Genomic DNA, 19,796 nt, shown 5'->3' with positions numbered 1-19,796 from the left:
GGGGCGGGCCGCCCGCTCAGCCCGGGAGCCGCTCCTCGGCGTCCTCGGCCTCGCTGGCGCGCAGTTGCCGCAGCTCCTTGATGGCCCGGCGCCGGGCCAGCCGGTGGCTGCGCCGGATCTGCGCCTCCTGCCAGCGCCGCTGGTCGCGGCCCGACTCCGGCAGCACCGGCGGCACCGGGCGGGGGCGGCCCGCCTCGTCCACCGCGGCGAAGACCAGGTAGGCCGAGCCGACGCGGGTGGCGGGGGCCGACTCGTTCCAGCGCTCGGCCAGCACCCGCACCCCCACCTCCATCGACGAGCGGCCCGTCCAGTTCACCTGGGCCCGTACGTGGACGAGGTCGCCCACCCGCACCGGCTCCAGGAAGACCATCTCGTCCATGGAGGCGGTGACGGCGGGTCCGCCCGAGTGACGGCCCGCGACCGCGCCCGCGGCGTCGTCCACCAGCTTCATGATCACGCCGCCGTGCACGGTCCCGAGCAGGTTGGTGTCGTTGCCCGTCATGATGTGCGACAGGGTCGTGCGCGAGGCGGAGGTCGGCTTGCCGGGGGGAGCGTTCTCGGCCGCTGCTGCCTGGTCGTTCATATGTCCACCCTATGCGGGGACATAGCGGACGCGCCGCCGAGCCACTTTGCATCAGATCTGCTACAGCCTCCCCACGAGAGGGGACCCGCCCTGTAACGAGCCGGTATCCGGGGGGCACACTGCCCCCCATGAATCAGTGGCCGGACGGTTGGACCAACAGCTCCGGGGATCGTCACGGGCGGGGCAGTGGAGCGCCCGAGCCCGACCCCACCCGGGCCATGCCGCACACACAGCGCCCGGGAATCCCCCCGCAGTCCAGGGGCGACGTACGGGGACAGGGGGCCGGGTACGGCAACCCCTCGCCGGACTCGGGCTACAGCCCGGGGCAGGTCTACGGCAGGGGCGCGGCGGATCCGCACGGCGGGCCCCCCGGCCCTCCCGGACCCCACGACGAGCCGAGACCACGGCCGAACTGGGGGCGGCGGATCAAGTGGGGTCTGCTCACCCTGGTGGTCGTCATGCTGGTGTGGTCGGTCGGCACCTACCTGTGGGCCGATTCGAAGCTCCGTAACGAGGTTGACCTCAGCATCGTGCAGGACCGCCCGGAGAGCGGGGACGGCACCAACTACCTGATCGTCGGCTCCGACAGCCGGGAGGGCATGACCAAGGAGGAGAAGCAGGAGCTGAACGCGGGCGGACCCAAGGAGGGCGCCCGCACCGACTCGATCATGATCCTGCACGTGGGCGACAACGGGAACACGATGATCTCGCTGCCCCGCGACTCCTGGGTCGAGATCCCCGCCTTCACCGGCTCCGAGTCGGGCGAGAAGTACCCGGCCCAGGGCAAGCACACCAAGATCAACGCGACCTACGCCCAGGACGGGGCCCCGCTGCTGGTGCGGACGGTCGAGCACAACACCGGCCTGCGGATCGACCACTACGCGGAGATCGGCTTCGGCGGCTTCGCCAAGATCGTCGACGCGGTCGGCGGGGTCGAGATGAACATCCCCCGGGACATCAAGGACGAGAAGTCGGGCGCCGACTTCAAGAAGGGCACCCAGACCCTGGACGGCAAGCAGGCGCTCTCCTTCGTCCGCACCCGGTACGCGCTGCCCGGCAGCGACCTCGACCGCACCAAGAACCAGCAGAAGTTCCTCTCCGCACTGGCCAACCAGGTGGCCACGCCGACCACGGTGCTCAACCCGTTCCGGCTCTACCCGACGATGGGCGCCGGGCTGGACACCCTGATCGTGGACAAGGACATGAGCCTGTGGAACGTCGCCTCGATGTTCTGGGCGATGAAGGGCGTGTCCGGCGGGGACGGCAAGTCCATGAACATGCCGCTCAGCGCGCAGGGAGGGCCGCAGGGCTCCCTCCAGTGGGACAAGCCCAAGGTCAAGCAGCTGGTCGACCAGCTGAACAACGGCGAGAAGGTGACCGTCACCTCGGATCGCTGAGCGTCCCGCGACCGCTGAGCCACCCCGGCCCACCGGCCGTGCGGCGCCACGCTCGGCCCACCCACCGTCGGGGGCCGGTCCGTCCGGAGTGCTCCGGACGGACCGGCCCCCGCGGCGCTTTCCGCGCGTTCAGTCGTGCTGTACGCAGAGACAGAAGGGGTGCCCCGCCGGGTCGAGGTAGACGCGGAAGTCCCGCGCGCCTCCGTCGTCCCCCTGGATCAGCCGGGCGCCGAGGTCCAGCGCCTCCCGCTCGGCCTCGTCCATCCGGGCGGCCGGGGCGTAGAGGTCCAGGTGGAACTGTTGCGAGTGCTCCTCGCTGGGCCACTCCGGCGGGACCAGCCCGGGTGCCCGCTGGAAGGCCAACCGCCGTCCGTGCGGCCCCTCCACCTCCACCCAGTCCTCCGCGGACTGCCCCTCTCCGGCGGGCGCCACCGACCAGCCGAGCAGGTCCGCGTAGAACCGGGCGAGCCGCCTCGGATCGGGGCAGTCCAGTACGACAACGCCCATCGTGGCAACGGCCATGGTGCTGCTTCCTTCCACTGGCTGGTCCGTGGTGCTCGCGCACCACGCTCGTCGGTTCCGCGCGTTCGGTCACCACCGGCTCGTCACCAGCGGAGGCGCGGCGGCGGGGACGGTGATCTCAGCACACCACGACGCGCGGCTACCGCGCGCGCCGCCGCACCCCACGCCCCACCCGCCTGAGCCCCCGGCGGCCGTCCGGCGCGGGCCCGACGGCCGGGCGGACGGCGCCGGGCGGACCACCGGACGGACGGCCGGGCGTCCAGGGCCGCCGTGCGGCGGGGGCGTGCGGGAAGGGGCGGACCGTCAGGCGGTGGGGCGGCCGAGGGCGCGGAAGGTCCAGCCCTCCTTGCGCCACGGCACCGGGTCGAGCGTGTTCCGCCCGTCGAGCAGGTGCCGCCGGGCGACGGTGCCGCCGATCGCCGCCGGGTCCAGTTCGCCGAACTCCGGCCACTCGGTGAGGTGCAGCAGCACGTCGGCGCCGCGCGCCGCGTCCTGGACGCTGGCGGCGTAGCCCAGGGTCGGGAAGAGGGCGCGGGCGTTCTCCATCCCCTTCGGGTCGTAGACGGTGACCTGCGCCCCCTGGAGGTGCAGCTGCCCGGCGACGTTCAGCGCGGGCGAGTCCCGCACGTCGTCCGAGTCGGGCTTGAAGGTGGCGCCGAGCACCGCGACGCGCTTGCCCAGCAGGGTGCCGCCCACCGCGTCCCGGGTCAGCTCCACCATCTGCGCGCGGCGGCGCATGTTGATCGAGTCGACCTCGCGCAGGAAGGTCAGCGCCTCGGAGGCGCCCAGCTCACCGGCGCGCGCCATGAAGGCCCGGATGTCCTTCGGCAGACAGCCACCGCCGAACCCGATCCCGGCCCGGAGGAACTTCCGGCCGATCCGGTCGTCGTACCCGATCGCCTCGGCCAGCTTGACGACGTCCCCGCCGGCCGCCTCGCACACCTCGGCCATCGCGTTGATGAACGAGATCTTGGTGGCGAGGAAGGAGTTGGCGGCGGTCTTCACCAGCTCGGCGGTGGGGAAGTCGGTGACGACGAAGGGGGAGCCCTCCGCGCACGGCGTCGCGTAGACCTCGCGCAGCCGCCGCTCGGCACGCTCCCCGCGCACGCCGACAACGATCCGGTCCGGGTGCAGCGTGTCCCGCACCGCGAAGCCCTCCCGCAGGAACTCCGGGTTCCAGGCGAGCTCCACCTCCGCGCCCGCCGGGGCCAGCTCCACGAGCCGCTCCGCGAGCCGCTCCGCGCTGCCCACCGGCACGGTGGACTTGCCGACCACCAGCGCCGGACGCCGCAGCCACGGCGCCAGTGACTCGAACGCGCGGTCCACGTAGGACATGTCGCAGGCGTACTCGCCCTGCTTCTGCGGGGTGTTGACGCAGACGAAGTGGACGTCGCCGAACTCCCCGACCTCCTCCCAGGAGGTGGTGAAGCGCAGACGGCCGGTGGAGCCCTCCACCCCGAGGGCGTGCGCCCGGAGCAGGTCGCCCAGGCCCGGCTCGAACATCGGCGGCTCACCGCGCTCCAGCAGGGCGATCTTCTGGGGGTCGACGTCCAGCCCCAGGACGTCGAAGCCCAGCTCCGCCATGGCGGCGGCGTGGGTGGCGCCCAGGTATCCGGTGCCGATCACGGTGATTTTCGGCGGGGCCATCGGTGCTCCTCGATGCAGACTGGCTGGAGGCTGCCGTGAGCATAACGGGGTCGTCTCTGTCGTGAAGCTCACGTATCCGCGTTCACCGATCCACCCCTAAAATTGAGTTACTTAACGGTAATTAGCAATCCGGCAACTCCGTGCTCAGAGGAGTGAGACACCTTGGCGTCCTCCGCAAACCGCGCAGCCGCTGATTTCGACCTCTACCGGCCGTCCGAGGAGCACCAGATGCTCCGTGACTCGGTGCGCGCGCTCGCCGAGGCGAAGATCGCGCCCTTCGCCGCCGAGGTGGACGAGGAGGCGCGCTTCCCGCAGGAGGCACTGGACGCGCTCGTCTCCAACGACCTGCACGCGGTGCACGTCCCCGAGGAGTTCGGCGGGGCGGGCGCGGACGCGCTGGCCACGGTGATCGTCATCGAGGAGGTGGCCCGGGTGTGCGGGTCGTCCTCGCTGATCCCCGCCGTCAACAAGCTCGGCTCGCTGCCGGTGATGCTCTCCGGTTCGGAGGAGCTGAAGCGCTCCTGCCTGCCGCCGCTGGCCCAGGGCGACGCGATGTTCTCGTACTGCCTGAGCGAGCCGGACGCCGGTTCCGACGCGGGCGGCATGAGGACCAGGGCCGTGCGGGACGGCGACGAGTACGTCCTGAACGGCGTGAAACGGTGGATCACCAACGCCGGGGTCTCGGAGTACTACACGGTGATGGCCGTCACCGATCCGGAGAAGCGCACCAAGGGCATCTCCGCCTTCGTCGTCGAGAAGGGCGACGAGGGCGTCTCGTTCGGCGCCCCGGAGAAGAAGCTCGGCATCAAGGGCTCCCCCACCCGCGAGGTCTACCTGGACAACGTGCGGATTCCGGCCAGCCGCATGATCGGCGCCGAGGGCACCGGCTTCGCCACCGCGATGAAGACCCTGGACCACACCCGTATCACCATCGCCGCGCAGGCGCTGGGCATCGCGCAGGGCGCCCTCGACTACGCCAAGGGGTACGTCGCCGAGCGCAAGCAGTTCGGCAAGCCGGTGGGCGACTTCCAGGGCGTCCAGTTCATGCTGGCCGACATGGCGATGAAGCTGGAGGCCGCGCGGCAGCTGACCTACGCGGCGGCGGCCAAGTCCGAGCGGCTGGACGGCGACCTGACCTTCTTCGGCGCCGCCGCCAAGTGCTACGCCTCGGACGCCGCCATGGAGATCACCACCGACGCCGTGCAGCTGCTCGGCGGCTACGGCTACACCCGCGACTACCCCGTCGAGCGGATGATGCGGGACGCCAAGATCACGCAGATCTACGAGGGCACCAACCAGGTCCAGCGCGTCGTGATGGCTCGCAACCTGCCCTGATCACACCGCACTTCGGCCGTCGCCCCACCCGGGGCGGCGGCCCGCGCGCACCCGCTCCGGACCGCCGGAACCACGGAACGCCCCGGCCGGATGGCCGGGGCGTTCCACGTACGGGGTCCCGAGTACGGGGAGGGCGTTCCGCGTGAGCGGGACGGGTCAGCCGTCCAGCTGGGCGAAGGTGGCGATGGAGGGGCCGCGTTCGGCCTGGAGGCCACGGGCGACCTCCTCCGCCGCGCCCAGCACGCGCACCGCGTTCTGCCAGGTCAGCTTGGCGAGGTCGGCCTCGGACCAGCGGCGGTCCAGGAGTTCCGCGACGAGGTTCGGGTAGCCCGCCACGTCCTCCAGCCCGGTGGGGCCGAAGGGCATGCCGTCGTAGTCGCCACCCAGCCCGAGGTGGTCGATACCGGCCACCTCGCGCATGTGGTCCAGATGGTCGGCGGCGGTGGCGACGGTCACCGGCGGCGCCGGGTTGGTCTCCTCGTAGGCGCGGCGGGCCGCCACCGACGCGGGGTCGGTGCCGAAGAGCGACAGGCCCCGCTCGGCCAGGTCCGCGGTGGCCTGTTTCCACCAGTCCCCGGCCGCCGTGGAGAGGAACTTGGGGACGAAGGTCACCATGGCCACGCCCCCGTTCTCCGGCAGCCGGGCGAGGACGTCGTCGGGGATGTTGCGCGGGTGCGGGCAGACCGCGCGGGCCGAGGAGTGTGAGAAGAGCACCGGCGCCGCGCTCACCCGCAGCGCGTCGCGCATCGTGCTCGCCGCCACGTGCGAGAGGTCGACGAGCATGCCGAGCCGGTTCATCTCCCGCACGACCTCCTCCCCGAACCGGGAGAGGCCGTCCGCGCGCGGCTCGTCGGTGGCGGAGTCGGCCCAGGCGAGCGAGTCGTTGTGGGTCAACGTCATGTAGCGCACGCCGAGTTGGTAGAGGGCGCGCAGCGTCGCGAGGGAGTTGTCGATGGAGTGCCCACCCTCGGCGCCCATCAGCGAGGCGATCCGCCCCGCGGCGCGCGCCTCCTCCATCTCCCGCGCGGTGTACGCCAGCCGCAGGTCGTCGGGGTAGCGCGCGGCGAGGCGCCGCACCACGTCGATCTGCTCCAGGCAGGCGCTGACGGCGCTGTCCCCGGTCAGGCCGGTGGCGACGTAGACAGACCAGAACTGCGCGCCGACGCCACCGGCGCGCAGTCGGGGGATGTCGGTGTGCGTGTGGGCGCTCTGGTCCCGCGCGATGTCCCGCTGGTCGAGGTCGTAGGTCACCTGCTCACGCAGGGTCCAGGGCAGATCGTTGTGACCGTCCACCACGGGGTGCTGGCGCAGCAGTTCACGTGCCCGGTCGAGGAGTTCCTGGGTCATGTCAGCGGCCTCCGAATCCGAATTCCGGCTGGCCCGCGGTCTTGCTCCGCAGGCGCTTGCCCTTCTGCGTCGCCTGGTCGTTGAGTTCCGCCTGGAAGTGCTCCATCCGCTCGGCCAGTTCGCGGTCGTGCGCGGCGAGCTGCCGGACGGCCAGCAGCCCGGCGTTCCGCGCGCCGCCCACCGAGACGGTGGCCACCGGCACCCCGGCGGGCATCTGCACGATCGACAGCAGCGAGTCCATGCCGTCGAGGTACTTCAGCGGAACCGGCACCCCGATCACCGGCAGCGTGGTGACGGAGGCGAGCATCCCCGGCAGATGGGCCGCTCCCCCGGCCCCCGCGATGATCGCCTTCAGCCCGCGCCCGGCCGCGGCCTCCCCGTAGGCGATCATCTCGCGCGGCATCCGGTGCGCGGAGACGACGTCGACCTCGTAGGGCACCTCGAACTCGGCGAGGGCCTTGGCCGCGGCCTCCATGACGGGCCAGTCCGAGTCCGAGCCCATGACGATGCCGACGAGGGGCGCGGGTGCTGCGGTGGTCATATCGGACTCCTTGCTGGTGCGGGTACTCGCTGCTGGGCCGCGCCCCGGGCCGGCCGGCGCGCCGCCGGCTCCCCGGGCGCACGGGGCGGCCCGGTCCGGCGGGAACCCGGTGACCAGCCACGGGACGCGGCGGGGACGACCGGACGCGCGGAACACACGGAATGTACAGAGCGCCCGGGACGGGTGGAACCCGTGGGACGGCACGGGGGCCACCCACGCCCCGCGCCACGCGGGCGTCCGCCGGAGCGTCGGGTCACTCGGTGACCGTGCCGCGCAGGTAGCCCGCGGCGTGCGCCGCCCGCTCCCGGACGTCCGTCAACTCGTCCCCCCAGACCGTCACATGGCCGACCTTCCGGCCCGGCTTCACGTCCTTGCCGTACATGTGGATGGCGAGCCGGGGGTCGCGGGCCATGCAGTGCAGGTAGGCGGGGTACATGTCCGGGTAGTCGCCGCCCAGGACGTTGGCCATCACCGTCCACCGCGCGCGGGCCCGCGGGTCGCCCAACGGCAGGTCGAGCACCGCCCGCACGTGGTTGGCGAACTGCGAGGTGATCGCGCCCTCCTGGGTCCAGTGCCCGGAGTTGTGCGGCCGCATCGCCAGCTCGTTGACGAGCACCCGGCCGTCCCGGGTCTCGAACAGCTCGACCGCGAGGTGCCCGACCACACCCAGCTCCTCGGCGACGGTGAGCGCGAGCCGCTGGGCCTCCAGCGACCGCTCCTCGGGCAGCCCGGGGGCGGGGGCGATCACGGTGTCGCAGACTCCGTCCCGCTGCACGGACTCCACCACCGGGTAGGCGACGGCCTGCCCGTGCGCGGAGCGCACCACGTTGGCGGCCAGCTCCCGGACGAAGTCGACCTTCTCCTCGGCCAGTACGGGCACGCCCGCCCGGAAGGGCTCCGCGGCCTGCCCGGCCTCGCGCACCACCCAGACGCCCTTGCCGTCGTACCCGCCGCGCACCGTCTTCAGGACCACCGGGAAGCCGTCTGGGCCACCCGCCGCCGCGGGCGCCCCGGTGGCGCCGTCCGCCTCGGTCAGCTCCCGGGCGAAGGCCGCCACGTCGGCCGGATCCCGCACCAGCCGGTGCCGGGGGCTGGCGATTCCGAGCCGGTCCAGCCGCTCCCGCATCACGCCCTTGTCCTGGGCGTGCACCAGGGCGTCGGGCCCCGGGCGGACGGCCACCCCGTCCGCCTCCAGCGCCCGCAGGTGATCGGTCGGGACGTGCTCGTGATCGAAAGTGATCACGTCACAGCCCCGCGCGAAGGCACGGAGGGTCGCCAGGTCCCGGTGGTCGCCGACCACCACATCCGGGATGACCTGCGCGGCCGCATCCCGTGGCCCCTCCGAGAGGAGCCGGAACCTGATACCTAGCGGGATACCCGCCTCATACGTCATACGGGCGAGCTGGCCACCGCCGACCACGCCGACTACCGGGAACGTCACGCCCCCAGGCTAGCGGCACCCATCCGGCCAGCTCTCCCGGTGGGTTTCGGCCACCCGCGTGGGCGGCGGGATCCCGGCGACCTTCGTACGGGCGGCCACCGGTGCTGGTTAGCATGTGGCGGACGGACGAGCGCGACGGACGGACAGCCGCCACGCGACCACCGGCAGGACCAGCCGAGCCAAGACGGGGAGATCGACGATCGCCGCCAGCGACCCGCGCACCACACGCGCACTGCGCTCACGATTCGAACGGCTTACCCGGGAGCTGGCCAAGTTCGGGACCGTGGGCGCGGTCGGCGCACTCATCAACGTGGCGATCTTCAACCTCTGCATCCACACGTTCCAGCTCGCGCCCATCCGCTCCGGCGTCATCGCGCAGACGGTCGCCATCGTCACCAACTACCTGGGCAACCGGTACTGGACCTACCGCCACATCGACAAGACCCAGGCACACCGCGAGACCATGCTGTTCTTCTTCTTCAGCGGTATCGCGCTGGTGCTGGAGAACGGCATCCTGGCGCTCTCGCACTACGGCCTCGGCTACACCTCGCCGCTGGCGGACAACATCGCCAAGAACGTGATCGGGCTCGGCCTCGGCACCGCGTTCCGCTTCTGGTCCTACCGGACCTGGGTCTTCCGCGACCGGAGCGGCACCGCCCCCGCCAAGGGCAGCGACCCCCCGGCCCCGGGCCCCACGGACACGTCGGACTCCCCGGACACGTCGGTCTCCCGCGACTCCGTGGACGCCCGGGACGCCGCGAGCCCGGCTGACGCGGCGGACTTGACGGACTCCTCGGCCCCGGTGGGCCCCGCGACCGCCGAACCGGGCGCGGAGAGCCCCGAGCCGGTGGCGACGGGGCCGGTGGCGACGGCCGGTTCCGCGACGGACACGGCGGACACCGGGAACACGGTGGACGCGGCGAACGTGGTGGACGCGGCGAACGTGGCCGACACGGCGGAGGGCGGCTCGGGCCCGTCCGGCGCCGGGGCGTCAGAGCCGGTCGCCGGGGTCCTCGACCGCGCGGCTGAGAAAGAGCGCGAAGACCGGCGGCAGCTGCTGAAGTAGTTCCAGCCGCCCCCCGTCCGCCTCGGCCAGGTCCCGCGCGACGGCCAGTCCGAGCCCGGTGGAGTTCCGGCCGCTCACCGTCCGTTCGAAGACCCGTGAGCCGAGCTGCGGGGCGACGCCCGGACCGTCGTCGGTGACCTCGACGACCACCTGGTTCCCGGTGACGCGGGTGCGCAGCGCCACGGTGCCGTCGCCGTGCATCAGCGAGTTCTCGATCAGCGTGGCCAGGACCTGCGCGACCGCCCCGGGGGTGCCGACCGCGCGCAGGCCGGTCTTGCCGGAGCGCACGATCGCGCGGCCCTCGCCCCGGTAGGCCGGGCGCCACTCGGCCAGCTGCTGGGTGACCACCTCGTCCAGGTCGAAGGCGACGGCCGAGGCGGAACGGGTGTCGCGGGAGTTGGTGAGCAGCCGCTGGACGACGTCGGTCAGCCGCTCCACCTGGGCCAGCGCGATGGTGGCCTCCTCCCGGGCCACCGCGCGGTCCTCCGGGTCGTCCGTCTCGGCCGTCGCGATGATCTCCTCCAGCCGCATGGAGAGCGCGGTGAGCGGGGTGCGCAGCTGGTGCGAGGCGTCGGCGGCGAGCCGCCGCTCGGCCGTCAGCATCCGCCCGATCCGGTCGGCGCTGGCGTCCAGCACCTCCGCGACCCGGTCCAGCTCGGGGACGCCGTAGCGCCGGTGCCGGGGGCGGGGGTCGCCGGAGCCGAGCCGCTCGGCGGTCTCCGCGAGGTCGGTGAGCGGCGCCGCGACCCGGTGCGCCTGGCGCACGGCCAGCACGGCGGCCGCCGTCACGGCGAGCAGCGCCACCAGCAGAATGATCAGCAGGGTCCGGCCGACCTCGGCGCGGATCTCGGAGCGGGCCACCCGCACCGTCACCAGCTCGCCGTGCGAGCCGGACTCCCGGGCCTCGATGACGTCGCCGCTGGGCCGGTCACCGACCTCGATCGGGTGCTGCCCCGGGATCTCGATCCGGACGTGGTGGTTGGACGCGATGGCGGCGCTGCCCACGCTGTCCGGGGTGACCTCCTGCTCCTCCATCACCTGGCTCTCCACCGTGGCGACCAGCCGGACGGCCTCGGTGCGCACGGTCTCGCGCACGCTGTCGCCGATGGTGCGGCTCTCCACGATCACCAGCGAGACGCCGAAGACCGCGACGACGACGAGCACCACCGCGAGGGTCGACTGGATGAGTCGGCGCCGCAACCCCGCTAGCTCTTCTCGAAGCGGAAGCCGACGCCGCGCACGGTGGCGATGTAGCGCGGGTTGGCGGCGTCGTCCCGGAGCTTCTTCCGCAGCCAGGAGATGTGCATGTCGAGCGTCTTGGTGGAGGACCACCAGGTGGTGTCCCACACCTCACGCATCAACTGCTCCCTGGTCACCACCCGACCCGCGTCCCGCACCAGGACCCGCAGCAGGTCGAACTCCTTCGCGGTGAGCTGAAGCTCCTCCTCGCCCATCCAGGCGCGGTGCGACTCGACGTCGATCCGCACGCCGTGCGGGGCGGACGGCTGCGCCGTCTCCGCCGCGCCACCGCGGCGCAGCAGCGCCCGGACGCGGGCCAGCAGCTCGGCGAGCCGGAAGGGTTTGGTGACGTAGTCGTCGGCTCCGGCGTCCAGGCCGACGACGGTGTCCACCTCGTCGGCCCGGGCCGTGAGCACGAGCACGGGGAAGGTGTGTCCCTCGGTGCGCAGGCGGCGGCAGACCTCCAGGCCGTCCATGCCGGGCAGGCCGAGGTCCAGTACGACGAGGTCGATCCCCTCCCGGAGGCCCGCCTCCAGCGCGGCGGGTCCGTCCTCCCGCACCTCCACCTCGTAACCCTCCCGGCGCAGGGCGCGGGCGAGCGGCTCGGAGATGGATGCGTCGTCCTCGGCGAGCAGTACTCGGGTCATGCTGCGATGGTAGTCCTCGTAGCCCAGCGTGAGGGTCCTCCCCAAGCACGGCCGCCGCAGGGTGGAGACGGCTGTCCGATTCGGGAGCGGAAACCCCAACCACCCACCAGAGAACGGGCATACCGGTGCTATGGCTGTTGTCTGGGCCACTTGTGACCGATCTCGCAAAGGCACCAAAGGATCATCAGACGTGGCGTAGGGTGAGTTCGTTTTCCGGACACGGTGTTCCCGTATCCGGAACTCCTTCCATGAGTTACGTCGAGGTTCCCCGGCCGTGCGCGGCCGCGGCACCTCCCGCGTACGCCGTCGGCGCTCCGCCGCGGCCCCGCCTCGCGCGACCGGGCATCCGTCGTTCACGTGCGCCGACGTACACGTCACCAGCACAGCGAGGAACCCGCACCCATGGCGTCCAGCCCGACACAGGACGCGGTCGGCACTCCCGGCGGCAAGACCTTCTTCGGCCACCCCCGTGGGCTGGCCACCCTGTTCATGACCGAGATGTGGGAGCGGTTCAGCTTCTACGGCATGCGTGCCCTGCTGGTCGTCTACCTGATCTCGGGCGGCCCGGACGCGGCGGAGGACGCCCAGCTCGGCGGCCTCGCGATGACCGCGGTCACGGCCACGGCGATCTACTCGGTCTACAACGCCATGGTCTACCTGCTCACCATGCCGGGGGGCTGGCTCGGCGACCGGGTCTGGGGCCCGCGCGGGACCGTGGCGGTCTCCGGCGTCATCATCGTCTGCGGGCACCTCTCGCTGACCGTCCCGGGCGAGCCGATGTTCTTCGTCGGCCTCGCCCTGATCGCCACCGGCTCCGGCCTGATGAAAGCCAACATCTCCACGATGGTCGGCCACCTCTACGACGGGCCGGACGACCCCCGCCGGGACGGCGGCTTCACGATCTTCTACATGGGGATCAACACCGGCAGCCTGCTGGCGACCCTGCTGATCGGCTACGTCGGCCAGCAGGTCAACTGGCACCTGGGCTTCGGGCTCGCCGCCCTCGGAATGGCGCTCGGCGTGGTCCAGTTCCTGGTCGGCTCGCGCCACCTCAGCGCCCGCAGCAGCGAGGTGCCGCTGCCGCTCAGCGACCCGGAGCGGCGCGGGGTGCTCCGCAAGACGCTGGTGGCGGTGGCGGTCACGGCCGCCTTCTACTCCGTCGTCGTGGCCACCGGGCACTTCACGCTCAACTGGGCGATGGTCCCGCTGACCATCCTGGGACTGGCCGTCCCCGCGCTGGTGATCGCCCGCATCAAGCGCGACCGGGACCTCACCGACGAGGAACAACGGAAGATGACCGGGTTCACCTGGTTCTTCGTGGTCGCCGCCGTCTTCTGGATGATCTACGACCAGGGTGCCTCGACGGTACAGACCTTCGGCGAGACGCGGGGCGCCAACAGCCTCTTCGGCCTCGACTTCCCCTCGTCCTGGTACCAGTCGCTGAACCCGGCGATGATCCTGCTGCTCGCCCCGGTGTTCGCGGCGATCTGGCTGGCGCTGAACCGGCGCGGGCGGGAGCCCAGCACCACCGGCAAGTTCTCGGTCGCGCTGGTCGTCGCCGGGCTCTCCTTCTTCGTCTTCGCCCTCCCGATGACGCTGACGGCGGGCGGCGACAAGGCCAGCCCGCTCTGGCTGGTGCTGATCTTCCTGCTGCACACCGTCGCGGAGCTGTGCCTCTCCCCGGTCGGCCTGTCGGTGACGACCAAGCTCGCCCCGGCCAAGTACGGGAGCCAGCTGATGGCGGTCTTCTTCCTCGCCGTCACTGCCGGTAACTGTGTCACCGGGCTGCTGTCGATCGCCGGGGTGGACCTGCGCGGCGTCGGCGTGATCCTGGCCGAGGCGACGCTCGCGGTGATCGCGGGAGTGGCCATGTACGCGAACCGCGCGAAGGTGAAGGCGCTGATGGGTTCGGTCCGCTGACCGCGTCCCCGGGCCAGCGTGACGAACGGCCGGTTCTCCCCGCCCGGGGAGCACCGGCCGTTTCGCGCCCCCGCCCCGGCGCGGTCGGCGCCCCGTCCTGGCTCGTACGGGGACCGCGGACCGGCGCCCGCGTGCGGTGCGGCGGTCCGGACGACGGTGCGAGAGGTGGCGCGAACAGCGCGGCGAACGGTGGCTCAGAAGACCGGGTGCGCACGGGTGTTGGTCCCGTCGGGGGGCACCACCCCGCCGAGCGGCGACGGTGGACACGGCTCACGGGCGCACCGGAGCACGGGCCCGTGAGGGTGGGGGTGACGACCACGGGACGCCGGGGCGAGGCGGGTCAGTTGGGGGTGGAGCGGGTCAGTTGGGGCCTGGGACGGGTCAGTTGGGGGCGGCGAGTTCCGCCCAGACGGTCTTGCCCGCGCCGTCGCTGTTGCGGACCACGCCCCAGTCCAGGCAGAGCCGCTGGACGATGAACATGCCGTGTCCGCCCGGCCGTCCGGCCCGGTGCGGGGTGCGGGGCGACGGCGAACCGCTGCCGAGGTCGACGACCTCCAGCCGCAGCACCTTGGCGCCGGTGCCCACCCGCAGCTCCTCCGGGCCGTCCGCGTGCAGGCAGGCGTTGGTCACCAGCTCGGAGACGACGAGCAGCGCGTCCTCGGCCGCCGCCCGCTGGTCGGCGGTGGCGGCGGGCAGCCAGCCCCAGTCGTGCAGCGCCTGCCGGGTGAAGTCCCGGGCGCACGGCACCGGGCCCGAGACGCCGACCAGCCGGAGGCGGCGCACCTGGCGCATCGCCCTCCCCTGGCCCTCGGCGTCTCCCGGTGCGGGGACGCCGTCCGCGCCCGTCTCCGGGCCGTGGGTTCCCCCCTCGCTGACGGCGGTGGTGTGCACGGTGTTCGTGACAGCCCGCATGGCTCCGCCTCCCCGTTCGCCTCCGGCATCGCTCTCCGCGTCCGGCGCCGTCTCGGTACCGGTGTCCTCGACGGCACCCGCGCCACGTCCGGCCCGCCCGGCGTACGCGTTCCCGGCCTCCGGCGCGGCAGCGGTGCTCGCGGTGCCCTCGGGCTCCGGGCCGCCGTCGCCCGCCGGGTGCGGCCGGGTGGTGCTCATCAGTGGTTCACCTCACCGATCACCGATTAACCGATTCGTCGCCTGGCGCCAGTCTGGTCGCGCTGTTAACGAATGCCTGACAGATTCAGAGGTCTCCTGCCCTGCCGGACCGTGGGAACACCCGATGATTCGGCCGGACTGGTGTGATGCGCGTAACGTCCCCGTTATGCGCCGGGAAGCCCGGCGAGGGCCGCGTCCAGATCGTCGTGCACGGTGAACACGGCACCGGCGCCGGTGATCTCGAACACCCTCGCCACCACCGGTCCCATCCCGGCGAGATGGACTCCGCCACCCGCCGCCTCGGCCTTCAGCCGGGCGCCGAGCAGGACGTTCAGCCCCGTCGAGTCGCAGAACTCCAGCCCCGAGCAGTCCACGACGAGTCGGCTGTACCCCTCCTCGACGCTGCGCTCCAGCGGTTCGCGCAGCAGGTCCGCGGTGTGGTGATCCAGCTCACCCTCGCACGTGACGACGGCGCTCGGCCCCTGGTGCCGTACGGCGACCGTCAGTCGGCCGCGGCTTGTGCTGCCGGGCATCCCGCGGTCCATGCACACCCCATTCTGATCGCGTGAGGGCCACTTCTGCTGCCCCTTTGAAGCGTTCTGAACCCTACGCCTTCCCCGGGTCGGACGGTAGCCGAACAAGCCACGCAATAGGGCAAATTTGGACAAAAGCAACTTGCCATCGCTACCCGGAAACAGGTACGCCTAGTAGGGACATCGGAAACACGTCGGCTTTGGAGGCGCCGCACCTCGTAGTGCACGTCACGGCTTCGGCAGCCATACGCCGAGAAAGATGGAGGACACCATGTCACCCCGGCTCGACCCCGGGATACCGGAGATCACCGACTCCGAGCTGCCCGGCTCGGAAGCGGCGGAGGTCACCGGCCCGGATCAGGATGCGGGACTTGCGGTCCAGAACACGGAGCTCACCGGCCAGGACGTGGCCGAGGAACTCCTCGACCAACTCCCGGAGATCCCACCCTATGACGAGGTGGGACCGCTCGACGCCCGGGCCCTGTCCAGAACCCTCTTCGAGAGGCTGGAGGGGCTTGAGGAAGGCACCCACGAGCACGCCTACGTCCGCAACACGCTCGTCGAACTGAACCTCGCACTGGTCAAGTTCGCCGCCGCGCGCTTCCGTTCGCGCAGCGAGCCCATGGAGGACATCGTCCAGGTCGGCACCATCGGCCTGATCAAGGCGATCGACCGGTTCGAACTCACCCGCGGGGTGGAGTTCCCCACCTTCGCGATGCCGACCATCGTCGGCGAGATCAAGCGCTTCTTCCGCGACACCTCCTGGTCGGTCCGCGTTCCCCGGCGGCTCCAGGAACTCCGTCTCGACCTCGCCAAGGCGGGCGACGAGCTCTCCCAGCGGCTGGACCGCGCACCGACCGTCGAGGAACTGGCCGAGCGGCTGAACCTCACCACCGACGAGGTCGTCGAGGGCATGGCGGCGAGCAACGCGTACACCGCCAGCTCGCTGGACGCCCAGCCGGAGGAGGACGACACCGAGGGGGCGCTGGCCGACCGCATCGGCTACGAGGACCACGGCCTGGAGGGCATCGAGTACGTCGAGTCCCTGAAGCCGCTGATCGCCGAACTCTCCCCGCGGGACAAGCAGATCCTCTCGCTCCGGTTCGTCGCCAACATGACCCAGTCGGAGATCGGCGAGGAGCTGAACATCTCGCAGATGCACGTCTCCCGGCTGCTCTCCCGCACCCTGGCCAAGCTCCGCAAGGGGCTGATGATCGAGGAGTGACGCCCCGCGTCCCCGCGAACACCCCGTGCGCGCCGAGGGCCCGGCCGGACCCGTACTCGTCCGGCCGGGCCCTCGGCGTTTCCGGGGCGGGGCACACGCCCCTCGGTGGTTCCGGTGGTTCCGGTGGCTACCGGCCGCCGGGCTCGCCGGGGCGGCGGTCCTCGCCGGGGGCCGTTCCCCCGCGCCGTCCCCGGGACCGCCCGCCGGGGCCTCCCCGGGAGGGACCGGCCCAGCGGTCGCCACCCCGGGCCGCGCCCTCCTCCGCCGCGCGGTCAGCGCGGTCGCGTGCACGATCGGCGTCCGCGGGCCACGCGCCCTCTGGGCGCTCGCCGTGGGGTTCGAGCAGCCTCGCCGTCCGTTCGGCGGTCGCGCGCGCCCAGCGGCCGGTGGTGAGCGCGCCGAGCAGCAGCACCGCGAATCCACAGCCCGCGATGATCCACCAGGCGGTGCGCTCCGAGCCCGCGAAGCTCCCGCCCGTCCTCCCGCCGTCGCTGGCGAGCGCGGCCGAGGCCATCACCGCGCCGATCACCGCCACCCCGAGCGACTGCCCCACCTGGCGGCTGGTGGAGGCGACCGCCGCCGCCACCCCGGCCTGCGCGCGTGGCATTCCGGAGACGGCGGTGTTGGTGATCGGCGCGTTGACGATGCCGAAACCCGCGCCGAAGACGACGTACCCAGCGAGCAGCGCCGCGTCGGGGAGGTCGGGCGAGGCGGTCAGCGCGAAGAACACCCCGGCCGCCGTCAGGCCGACCCCGGCCAGCAGCGTCGGCAGCCGCGGCCCCCGGCCGCCCACCATCCGGCCGGAGACCGGCGCGAGGACGAGCGTGGTGGCGGCCATCGGCAGCATGTACAGCCCGGCCTCCAGCGCGCTCAGCCCGCGTACGTCCTGGAGGTGGAGGGCGTTGAGGAAGAGGAAGCCGCCGAGCGCGGCGAAGGCGAACACCGCGACGGCGGTGGCGCCGCTGAACGGGGCGCTGCGGAAGAAACGCAGGTCGATCAGGGGTTCCGCGCGGCGCGGCTCGTACCAGAGGAGTCCGGCCAGCCCGGCCGCGGCGAGCGCGGCGCAGCCGAGGACCACGGGCGAGGTGAGGCCGCGGTGCGGGCTCTCGATGATCGCGTAGGTCAGCGCGCCGAGCAGCACGATCATCAGCAACTGTCCGACCGGGTCGGCGCGGCGCGCGCGGGGGGCCCGGGACTCGGGGACGTAGCGGGTGGTGAGCAGGTAGGCCGTCAGCCCTATGGGGATGTTCAGCCAGAAGATCGCCTGCCAGCCCGTCCAGTCCACGAGCAGCCCGCCGACGATCGGCCCGGCGGCCATGCTGATGCCGACGACCCCGCCCCAGATCCCGATGGCGCGGGCCCGCTCGCGCGGGTCGGTGAAGGTGTTGGTGATGATCGACATCGCCACGGGGTTGAGCATCGAACCGCCCACGGCCTGGAGCACCCGCGCCGCGACCAGCCAGTCCAGCCCGGGCGCGAGGCTGCACAGCAGCGAGCCGAGGACGAAGACGAGCAGGCCGACGCGGAAGACCCGGCGCCGCCCGATCCGGTCGGCGGTGGCCCCGGCGAGCATCAGCAGCGAGGCGAGCACCAGCGTGTAGGCGTCGATCGTCCACTGGAGACCGGAGAGCGAGGCGTTGAGATCCTTCTGGATCGAGGGCAGCGCGACGTTGAGCGCGGTGTTGTCGAGGCTGACGATCAGCAGGGACATACAGCAGATCGCCAGGACCAGCAGCCGCCGTCGGCGATCGAGAGCGGGCTCGGGCATGGGGACCCCTCCCGGGAGAGCGTCATGGGGCCGGTGCTGAACAACGCTGGACAACGCTGGACAACAATGCACAGTACTGAACGGCCCGGGCCCGGTTTCGCCAGGCCAACCCGTCCTCCGCCCGGCCCCGCCCGTCCCGCCGTGTCCCCTCGTGCCCCCGCCCGTGTCCGCTCCTGTCGCCTGGTGCCCGCCTGCTGTCCCCTCCCCGTCCGGTCCCGACCGATCCGTCCGGTCCCGACCGGTCCCCTCCGCCCGTCTCAGGTCAGGCGTCCGCCGGACCAGACGGCCGAGACCAGCGGCACCCCGGGGCGGTAGGCGAGGTGTACCGGGGAGGGCGCGTCGAGCAGGGCGAGGTCGGCGCGGGCGCCGGGGGCGAGCCGTCCGACGTCGGTGCGGCGCAGCGCGGCGGCGCCGCCCGCCGTCGCGGCCCATACGGCCTCGTCGGGCGTCATGCCCATCTCGCGGACGGCGATCGCCACACAGAACGGCATCGAGGAGGTGAAGGAGGAGCCGGGGTTGCAGTCGGTGGCGAGGGCGACGGTGACGCCCGCGTCGAGCAGCCGCCGCGCGTCGGGGTAGACGGCGCGGGTGGAGAACTCGCAGCCGGGGAGCAGCGTGGCGACGGTGTCGCCGTGGGCGAGCGCGTCCACGTCCGCGTCGGTCAGGTGGGTGCAGTGGTCGGCGGAGGCGGCGCCCAGCTCGACGGCGAGCCGCACCCCCGGGCCGTACGAGAGCTGGTTGGCGTGCACCCGGGCGAGGAGTCCGCGCTCCTGCCCGGCGGTGAGCACCGCCCGGGACTGGTCGGCGTCGAAGGCCCCGCGTTCGCAGAAGACGTCCACCCAGCGCGCGTGGGGGGCGCAGGCGTCCAGCATCGGTCCGGTGACGAGGGCGACGTACCCGTCCGGGTCGTCGGCGTACTCGGGGGGCACGACGTGGGCGCCGAGGTAGGTGACCTCGTCGGTGTGCTCGGCCGCGAGGCGCAGCGCGCGGGCCTCGTGCTCGGGAGTGAGGCCGTAACCGGACTTGACCTCGACGGTGGTGGTGCCCTGGCGCCGCATCTCGCGCAGCAGCGCGGCGAGCCGGGCGGCCAGCTCCGCCTCGTCGGCCTCCCGGGTCGCGGCGACCGTGGTGCGGATGCCCCCGGCCTGGTAACTCTCCCCGGACATACGGGCGTTGAACTCGGCGGTGCGGTCGCCGCCGAACACCGTGTGGGAGTGCGAGTCGACGAAGCCGGGGAGCACGGTGCGGCCGCCCACGTCGTAGGAGGTGTCGGCGGGGGGCGCGACGGAGGCGGGGCCCGCCCAGGCCACCCGGTCGCCCTCCAGCACCAGCGCGGCGTCCTCGATCAGGCCGAGGCGTCCGGCGCCGTGTTCGGGGTCGTTGGTGACCAGCGTGCCGATGCCGCTGAGGACGGTGCTGCGCGCGGCGCCGTCCGGGGAGGGGGTGTCACTGCGCACGGCGGTTCCTCCGGTCGT

General features: G+C 72.5%; 17 protein-coding genes. 5 read left to right on the top strand and 12 right to left on the bottom strand.

All coding sequences use genetic code 11. The features are described from left to right. Nucleotides 1-16: 16 nt before the first annotated feature. Nucleotides 17-583 carry an acyl-CoA thioesterase gene (locus E0L36_RS00590; RefSeq protein ID WP_180926889.1) on the bottom strand — a complete coding sequence of 189 codons (567 nt, stop codon included), beginning with the start codon at nucleotides 581-583 and terminating at the stop codon, nucleotides 17-19. Nucleotides 584-711: 128 nt separating this feature from the next. Between E0L36_RS00590 and E0L36_RS00585 the strand changes: the two genes are divergently transcribed. Beyond that, on the top strand, nucleotides 712-1,980 hold the full coding sequence (locus tag E0L36_RS00585; protein WP_180926888.1) for an LCP family protein: 1,269 nt from the start codon (nucleotides 712-714) through the stop codon (nucleotides 1,978-1,980). A gap of 129 nt (nucleotides 1,981-2,109) precedes the next feature. On the opposite strand, the gene E0L36_RS00580 is transcribed toward E0L36_RS00585, so the two are convergent. Both E0L36_RS00580 and E0L36_RS00575 read right to left on the bottom strand, forming a co-directional pair. Further along, the gene (locus tag E0L36_RS00580; RefSeq protein WP_180926887.1) at nucleotides 2,110-2,502 is read right to left on the bottom strand and encodes a VOC family protein; all 393 of its coding nucleotides are present in this window, start codon (nucleotides 2,500-2,502) and stop codon (nucleotides 2,110-2,112) included. 303 nt (nucleotides 2,503-2,805) lie between these two features. Continuing rightward, nucleotides 2,806-4,149 carry a UDP-glucose/GDP-mannose dehydrogenase family protein gene (locus E0L36_RS00575; RefSeq protein WP_180926886.1) on the bottom strand — a complete coding sequence of 448 codons (1,344 nt, stop codon included), beginning with the start codon at nucleotides 4,147-4,149 and terminating at the stop codon, nucleotides 2,806-2,808. A 162-nt stretch (nucleotides 4,150-4,311) separates the two neighbouring features. Between E0L36_RS00575 and E0L36_RS00570 the strand changes: the two genes are divergently transcribed. Then, entirely contained in the window at nucleotides 4,312-5,484 is a 1,173-nt protein-coding gene (locus E0L36_RS00570; RefSeq protein ID WP_258015846.1) for an acyl-CoA dehydrogenase family protein, read from the top strand. Nucleotides 5,485-5,640: 156 nt separating this feature from the next. Here the strand turns inward: E0L36_RS00570 and E0L36_RS00565 are convergent, their stop codons facing one another. The 3 genes from E0L36_RS00565 to E0L36_RS00555 form a co-directional block, all read right to left on the bottom strand. Continuing rightward, on the bottom strand, nucleotides 5,641-6,831 hold the full coding sequence (locus E0L36_RS00565; protein WP_180926885.1) for a dipeptidase: 1,191 nt from the start codon (nucleotides 6,829-6,831) through the stop codon (nucleotides 5,641-5,643). Between the two features lies 1 nt (nucleotide 6,832). Beyond that, the gene (gene purE, locus E0L36_RS00560; protein WP_180926884.1) at nucleotides 6,833-7,372 is read right to left on the bottom strand and encodes a 5-(carboxyamino)imidazole ribonucleotide mutase; all 540 of its coding nucleotides are present in this window, start codon (nucleotides 7,370-7,372) and stop codon (nucleotides 6,833-6,835) included. Nucleotides 7,373-7,625: 253 nt separating this feature from the next. Continuing rightward, nucleotides 7,626-8,813 (bottom strand): 5-(carboxyamino)imidazole ribonucleotide synthase, encoded by a 1,188-nt coding sequence (locus E0L36_RS00555; RefSeq protein ID WP_180926883.1) that lies wholly within the window; start codon nucleotides 8,811-8,813, stop codon nucleotides 7,626-7,628. Nucleotides 8,814-9,096: 283 nt separating this feature from the next. On the opposite strand from E0L36_RS00555, the gene E0L36_RS27240 reads away from it, so the two are divergent. Further along, on the top strand, nucleotides 9,097-9,879 hold the full coding sequence (locus E0L36_RS27240) for a GtrA family protein (protein WP_308416578.1): 783 nt from the start codon (nucleotides 9,097-9,099) through the stop codon (nucleotides 9,877-9,879). On the opposite strand, the gene E0L36_RS00545 is transcribed toward E0L36_RS27240, so the two are convergent. Continuing rightward, nucleotides 9,805-11,079, bottom strand: coding sequence for a HAMP domain-containing histidine kinase (locus E0L36_RS00545; RefSeq protein ID WP_180926882.1), 1,275 nt, complete (start codon nucleotides 11,077-11,079; stop codon nucleotides 9,805-9,807). The genes E0L36_RS27240 and E0L36_RS00545 overlap by 75 nt on opposite strands. Before the next feature lie 5 nt (nucleotides 11,080-11,084). Next, nucleotides 11,085-11,765 (bottom strand): response regulator transcription factor, encoded by a 681-nt coding sequence (locus E0L36_RS00540; RefSeq protein ID WP_180926881.1) that lies wholly within the window; start codon nucleotides 11,763-11,765, stop codon nucleotides 11,085-11,087. A 402-nt stretch (nucleotides 11,766-12,167) separates the two neighbouring features. On the opposite strand from E0L36_RS00540, the gene E0L36_RS00535 reads away from it, so the two are divergent. Next, nucleotides 12,168-13,685 carry a peptide MFS transporter gene (locus tag E0L36_RS00535; protein ID WP_180926880.1) on the top strand — a complete coding sequence of 506 codons (1,518 nt, stop codon included), beginning with the start codon at nucleotides 12,168-12,170 and terminating at the stop codon, nucleotides 13,683-13,685. 381 nt (nucleotides 13,686-14,066) lie between these two features. Here E0L36_RS00535 and E0L36_RS00530 read toward each other — a convergent pair whose 3' ends face one another. Continuing rightward, entirely contained in the window at nucleotides 14,067-14,597 is a 531-nt protein-coding gene (locus tag E0L36_RS00530) for an ATP-binding protein (protein ID WP_258015954.1), read from the bottom strand. A 362-nt stretch (nucleotides 14,598-14,959) separates the two neighbouring features. Then, nucleotides 14,960-15,340 (bottom strand): STAS domain-containing protein, encoded by a 381-nt coding sequence (locus E0L36_RS00525; protein WP_180926878.1) that lies wholly within the window; start codon nucleotides 15,338-15,340, stop codon nucleotides 14,960-14,962. Nucleotides 15,341-15,587: 247 nt separating this feature from the next. Here E0L36_RS00525 and E0L36_RS00520 point away from each other — a divergent pair, with 247 nt between their 5' ends. Beyond that, nucleotides 15,588-16,553, top strand: coding sequence for an RNA polymerase sigma factor SigF (locus E0L36_RS00520; RefSeq protein WP_180926877.1), 966 nt, complete (start codon nucleotides 15,588-15,590; stop codon nucleotides 16,551-16,553). Between the two features lie 127 nt (nucleotides 16,554-16,680). On the opposite strand, the gene E0L36_RS00515 is transcribed toward E0L36_RS00520, so the two are convergent. Continuing rightward, nucleotides 16,681-18,321 carry an MFS transporter gene (locus E0L36_RS00515; RefSeq protein ID WP_180926876.1) on the bottom strand — a complete coding sequence of 547 codons (1,641 nt, stop codon included), beginning with the start codon at nucleotides 18,319-18,321 and terminating at the stop codon, nucleotides 16,681-16,683. Between the two features lie 257 nt (nucleotides 18,322-18,578). Next, nucleotides 18,579-19,778, bottom strand: coding sequence for an imidazolonepropionase (gene hutI, locus E0L36_RS00510; protein WP_180926875.1), 1,200 nt, complete (start codon nucleotides 19,776-19,778; stop codon nucleotides 18,579-18,581). Nucleotides 19,779-19,796: the final 18 nt, after the last annotated feature.

Origin of the sequence: Streptomyces sp. AJS327, from assembly GCF_013450295.1 — a bacterium.
Classification (GTDB): domain Bacteria; phylum Actinomycetota; class Actinomycetes; order Streptomycetales; family Streptomycetaceae; genus Streptomyces.
Note: the sequence above shows the minus strand (reverse complement) of the source record. Positions and strands in the feature narration are given on the sequence as shown.